Source organism: Streptomyces graminilatus (genome assembly GCF_001418565.1).
GTDB lineage: Bacteria > Actinomycetota > Actinomycetes > Streptomycetales > Streptomycetaceae > Streptomyces > Streptomyces graminilatus.
This window is the reverse complement of the sequence record NZ_LIQQ01000253.1, coordinates 1-4157: the sequence shown is the minus strand read 5'-3', so window position 1 is coordinate 4157 and position 4157 is coordinate 1. Positions and strand designations below refer to the sequence as shown.

Annotated in this window: 5 protein-coding genes; 4 read left to right on the top strand and 1 reads right to left on the bottom strand. The window is 67.6% G+C overall.

What is annotated here, in order from left to right; all coding sequences use genetic code 11:
- Window positions 1-212: 212 nt before the first annotated feature.
- From lipA to AOK08_RS21490, 3 genes are all read left to right on the top strand, one after another.
- On the top strand, window positions 213-1202 hold the full coding sequence (lipA, locus tag AOK08_RS21500; RefSeq protein ID WP_055528546.1) for a lipoyl synthase: 990 nt from the start codon (window positions 213-215) through the stop codon (window positions 1200-1202).
- A 313-nt stretch (window positions 1203-1515) separates the two neighbouring features.
- Entirely contained in the window at window positions 1516-1716 is a 201-nt protein-coding gene (locus AOK08_RS21495) for an SCO2195 family GlnR-regulated protein (protein ID WP_055528541.1), read from the top strand.
- Window positions 1717-1853: 137 nt separating this feature from the next.
- Complete coding sequence (locus tag AOK08_RS21490; RefSeq protein ID WP_055528538.1) at window positions 1854-2552, top strand: DUF4191 domain-containing protein; 699 nt, start codon at window positions 1854-1856, stop codon at window positions 2550-2552.
- A 170-nt stretch (window positions 2553-2722) separates the two neighbouring features.
- Here the strand turns inward: AOK08_RS21490 and AOK08_RS21485 are convergent, their stop codons facing one another.
- The gene (locus AOK08_RS21485) at window positions 2723-3190 is read right to left on the bottom strand and encodes an RDD family protein (RefSeq protein ID WP_055528535.1); all 468 of its coding nucleotides are present in this window, start codon (window positions 3188-3190) and stop codon (window positions 2723-2725) included.
- 197 nt (window positions 3191-3387) lie between these two features.
- On the opposite strand from AOK08_RS21485, the gene AOK08_RS21480 reads away from it, so the two are divergent.
- Window positions 3388-4157, top strand: a 770-nt coding sequence (locus AOK08_RS21480) for a glutamine synthetase beta-grasp domain-containing protein (RefSeq protein ID WP_198539332.1), incomplete at its 3' end; no start/stop codon positions are given.

Here is a 4157-nt window from a genome sequence, read left to right as displayed (position 1 = left end):
GTCCGGCGCTTGAGGACGAGGCCGTTCAGGCCGACAGCGGGGGTCTGGGGGCGCAGCCCCCGAGGGACGGGAACGGGAAAGGGCGGCGGGGGCGAAGAAATCTCGGGCCCGGGAATGCACCCCAGGTCTCAAAGGTTGCCCGTCTCGCAGGGCGGGAACCGCACGGGCGTACCCTGGTGTACGCCGAAGAATCGAAGCTACAGGGAGCCATCGTGTCCGCAGTCGCACCCGACGGACGCAAGATGCTGCGCCTGGAGGTCCGGAACGCCCAGACCCCCATCGAGCGCAAGCCCGAGTGGATCAAGACCCGGGCGAAAATGGGTCCCGAGTACACGAAGATGCAGAACCTCGTGAAGAGCGAGGGCCTGCACACCGTCTGCCAGGAAGCCGGCTGCCCCAACATCTACGAATGCTGGGAGGACCGCGAGGCCACCTTCCTCATCGGCGGCGACCAGTGCACCCGCCGCTGCGACTTCTGCCAGATCGACACCGGCAAGCCCGAGGCACTCGACCGCGACGAGCCCCGCCGCGTCGGGGAGTCCGTGGTCACCATGGATCTGAACTACGCCACGATCACCGGCGTCGCCCGCGACGACCTGGAGGACGGCGGCGCCTGGCTGTACGCCGAGACCGTGCGCCAGATCCACCAGCAGACCGAGGGCCGGGAGGAAGGGCGCACCAAGGTCGAGCTGCTCGCGCCCGACTTCAACGCCGTACCGGAGCTGCTGGCCGAGGTCTTCTCCTCCCGGCCCGAGGTCTTCGCGCACAACGTCGAGACGGTCCCCCGCATCTTCAAGCGCATCCGCCCCGGCTTCCGGTACGAGCGCTCACTCAAGGTCATCACCGACGCCCGTGACTACGGTCTGGTCACGAAGTCGAACCTGATCCTCGGTATGGGCGAGACCCGTGAGGAGGTCAGCGAGGCGCTCCAGCAGCTGCACGAGGCCGGGTGCGAGCTGATCACCATCACGCAGTACCTGCGCCCGACCGTCCGGCACCACCCCGTCGAGCGCTGGGTCAAGCCGCACGAGTTCGTCGAGCTGAAGGAGGAGGCCGAGGAGATCGGCTTCTCCGGGGTCATGTCCGGCCCGCTGGTGCGCTCCTCGTACCGCGCCGGCCGCCTCTACCAGATGGCCATCGAGCTGCGCCAATCAGCTGCTCCGCAGCAAGGGGGCAGCTACATCGCCTCACAGGCGGTCTGAGCGAGGCCCTCGGGCTCCCCGGAACGGCCACGGCCGCTGACACACCGTCACCCGCCCTGCCCAGCAAGGCCGTGGCAGACGTGTGAATTCGCGCACAAGTGACTACCCGCCAGTAACCGTCGTTTTTGGTGCGGTCCCGGCCGTCCTCGCAGTTGAGGGCGTACGCCGGGGCCGCATCGGCGTTTTCGCCTTCGTATCAAGGCTTCATCGGTGTTTGACCGGCAAGTCACGCCCTGGTAACACCAATCAGTGACCCTGGTTTCACAGGATGCGCACACCTACCCAGAGCCCGTTCCGAGGGGGGACCTCCACCATGCAGACCGCACCCGTCCGCGCCACACCCATTCCGTCGTTCACCGACGCACTGCGCGCAGTCGAGTCGCTGCTGATGAACAGCGGCCAGCGCACCGCCCGCCAGAACGCCTGGACCTCCGTCCAGGAGGACCGCCGCCGCGCCAAGGACCGGGTCGAGGCGCAGCGCGTCCTCGAACAGGCCCTGGCCACCCGCTCCTGACGGCTCCCCTCGCAACTCCCCCCACACTCCCCCACAGCTCCTCCCGCACCTCCTCCCACACCTCTTGGCCGTCTCCTGGTCGCCTCCCGGCGACACCGCCGTCGTCGGCGCGTTCCAGGCCACGTAGACTTCACGGCATGGCGAGGAAGGAAACCGCGGCGGACGCCGCGAACCCCGGGCGACTCAAGCAGATCGCCCTGACGTACAAGATGACCCGCAAGGCCGACAAGAAGATCGGTCTTGTACTCGCGGCTGTCGGAATTTGCACCCTCGGTGTCTTCCTCGCGATCGGCTTCTTGATCGGTCACCCGATCTATCTCGGCATTCTCGGCCTCCTGCTCGCCTTCCTGGCGTCGGCGATCGTGTTCGGGCGCCGGGCCGAGCGGGCCGCCTTCGGGCAGATGGAGGGCCAGCCGGGTGCCGCGGCCGCCGTGCTGGACAACATCGGCCGAGGCTGGACGACGACTCCGGCGGTGGCGATGAACCGCAGCCAGGACGTGGTGCACCGCGCGGTCGGCAAGGCCGGCATCGTGCTGGTCGCCGAGGGCAACCCGAACCGGGTGAAGAGCCTGCTGGCCGCCGAGAAGAAGAAGATGGCCCGCATCGTCTCGGACGTACCGGTGCACGACCTGCTGGTCGGCACGGGTGAGGGCCAGATCTCTCTGAAGAAGCTCCGCACGACCATGCTGAAGCTCCCCCGCGTTCTCGCCGGCCCCCAGGTGACCGCCACCAACGACCGGCTGCGCGCGATGGGCGACCTGATGAGCAACATGCCGGTGCCGAAGGGCCCCATGCCCAAGGGCGCGCGCATGCCGCGCGGCGGCAAGATGCGCTGACGCGAACGACTTCCTCGTACGACGCACGAAGAGGCACAAAGACGCACGAAGACACCGACCTCGTACGACGATGGGGCGCCCGGATCACTCCGGGCGCCCCATCGTCGTTATCCGTCGCAATCCGTCGTTATCCGTCGTTATCCGTCGTACGAGACGGAACCGGGGAAGTGCTAGATCCGTACTTCCACGGTGCGGGCCAGGCGGTCGTGCAGGCCGCGGCCGTCGCGGTCCCAGATCAGGGGCGGGAGGGCGAGGAAGAAGAGGACCGTGCGCAGCGCGGCGCGCAGGGGGTTGACCCGGCCGGTGTCCAGGGCGACGACACGGAGGCCGAGAAGTCTCTTGCCCGGGGTGTAGCCGAGCGTGCCCAGGGTGAGGAGGAGCAGCACGAGGAGAATGAGCGGCGCCCAGACCTGCGCGGCCTCGTGGTAGCTGTCCGCGATGAGGCCGTATGCGATCAGGAGGCACAGGCCCCAGTCGACGGCCAGGGCGGCGAGCCTGCGACCCGGGCGGGCGATCGAGCCGGGGCCCTCCTTCGGCAGACCGAGCTGTTCGCCCCGGTATCCGAAGTCGACACCTGCTTCCTCCGCGGCCGCGCGCGGGCCGGAGAGCCACGATCCCATTGCTTGCCTGTTGTCCACCCGACCACCGTACTGCGCCCGATTTGTGATTCGCACAGGTGGGTGGCACGGCCGCATTCCGGTTAACTTGGTCGAAACAAATGGGTCATGCCTGAGAAATCACCTGTCCCTAAGGTCGGTCCCAACGTGTGCCACCGCACTGGCCGCACGAACTAACTGCCACCCCGGCACGGACGGCCGGGAGTAGGAGGAGCTGGATGTTCCAGAACGCCGACGAGGCCAAGAAGTACATCGCGGACGAGGACGTCAAGTTCATCGACGTCCGCTTCTGCGACCTGCCGGGTGTGATGCAGCACTTCACGCTGCCGGCGACGGCCTTCGACCCGGATGAGGAACTCGCCTTCGACGGCTCCTCGATCCGCGGCTTCCAGGCCATCCACGAGTCCGACATGGCGCTCCGCGCCGACCTCTCCACGGCGCGGGTCGACCCGTTCCGCCGTGACAAGACGGTCAACATCAACTTCTTCATCCACGACCCGATCACGGGCGAGCAGTACTCCCGTGACCCGCGCAACGTGGCCAAGAAGGCGGAGGCGTACCTGGCGTCGACGGGCATCGCCGACACGGCCTACTTCGGCCCCGAGGCGGAGTTCTACGTCTTCGACTCCGTGCGCTTCGCGACCGGCGCGAACGAGTCCTTCTACCACATCGACTCCGAGGCCGGCGCCTGGAACACCGGTGCGGTCGAGAACAACCGTGGCTACAAGGTCCGCTACAAGGGCGGGTACTTCCCGACCCCGCCGGTCGACCACTTCGCCGACCTGCGTGCCGAGATCTCCCTGGAGCTGGCCAACTCCGGCCTCCAGGTCGAGCGCCAGCACCACGAGGTGGGCACCGCCGGTCAGGCCGAGATCAACTACAAGTTCAACACGCTGCTCGCCGCGGCCGACGACCTCCAGCTCTTCAAGTACATCGTGAAGAACGTGGCCTGGCGCAACGGCAAGACCGCGACCTTCATGCCGAAGCC

Coding starts and splice junctions, on each gene's coding strand:
- AOK08_RS21490 (WP_055528538.1), top strand. CDS start 1,854: ATGGCGAGGAAGGAAACCGCGGCGGACGCCGCGAACCCCGGGCGACTC.
- AOK08_RS21495 (WP_055528541.1), top strand. CDS start 1,516: ATGCAGACCGCACCCGTCCGCGCCACACCCATTCCGTCGTTCACCGAC.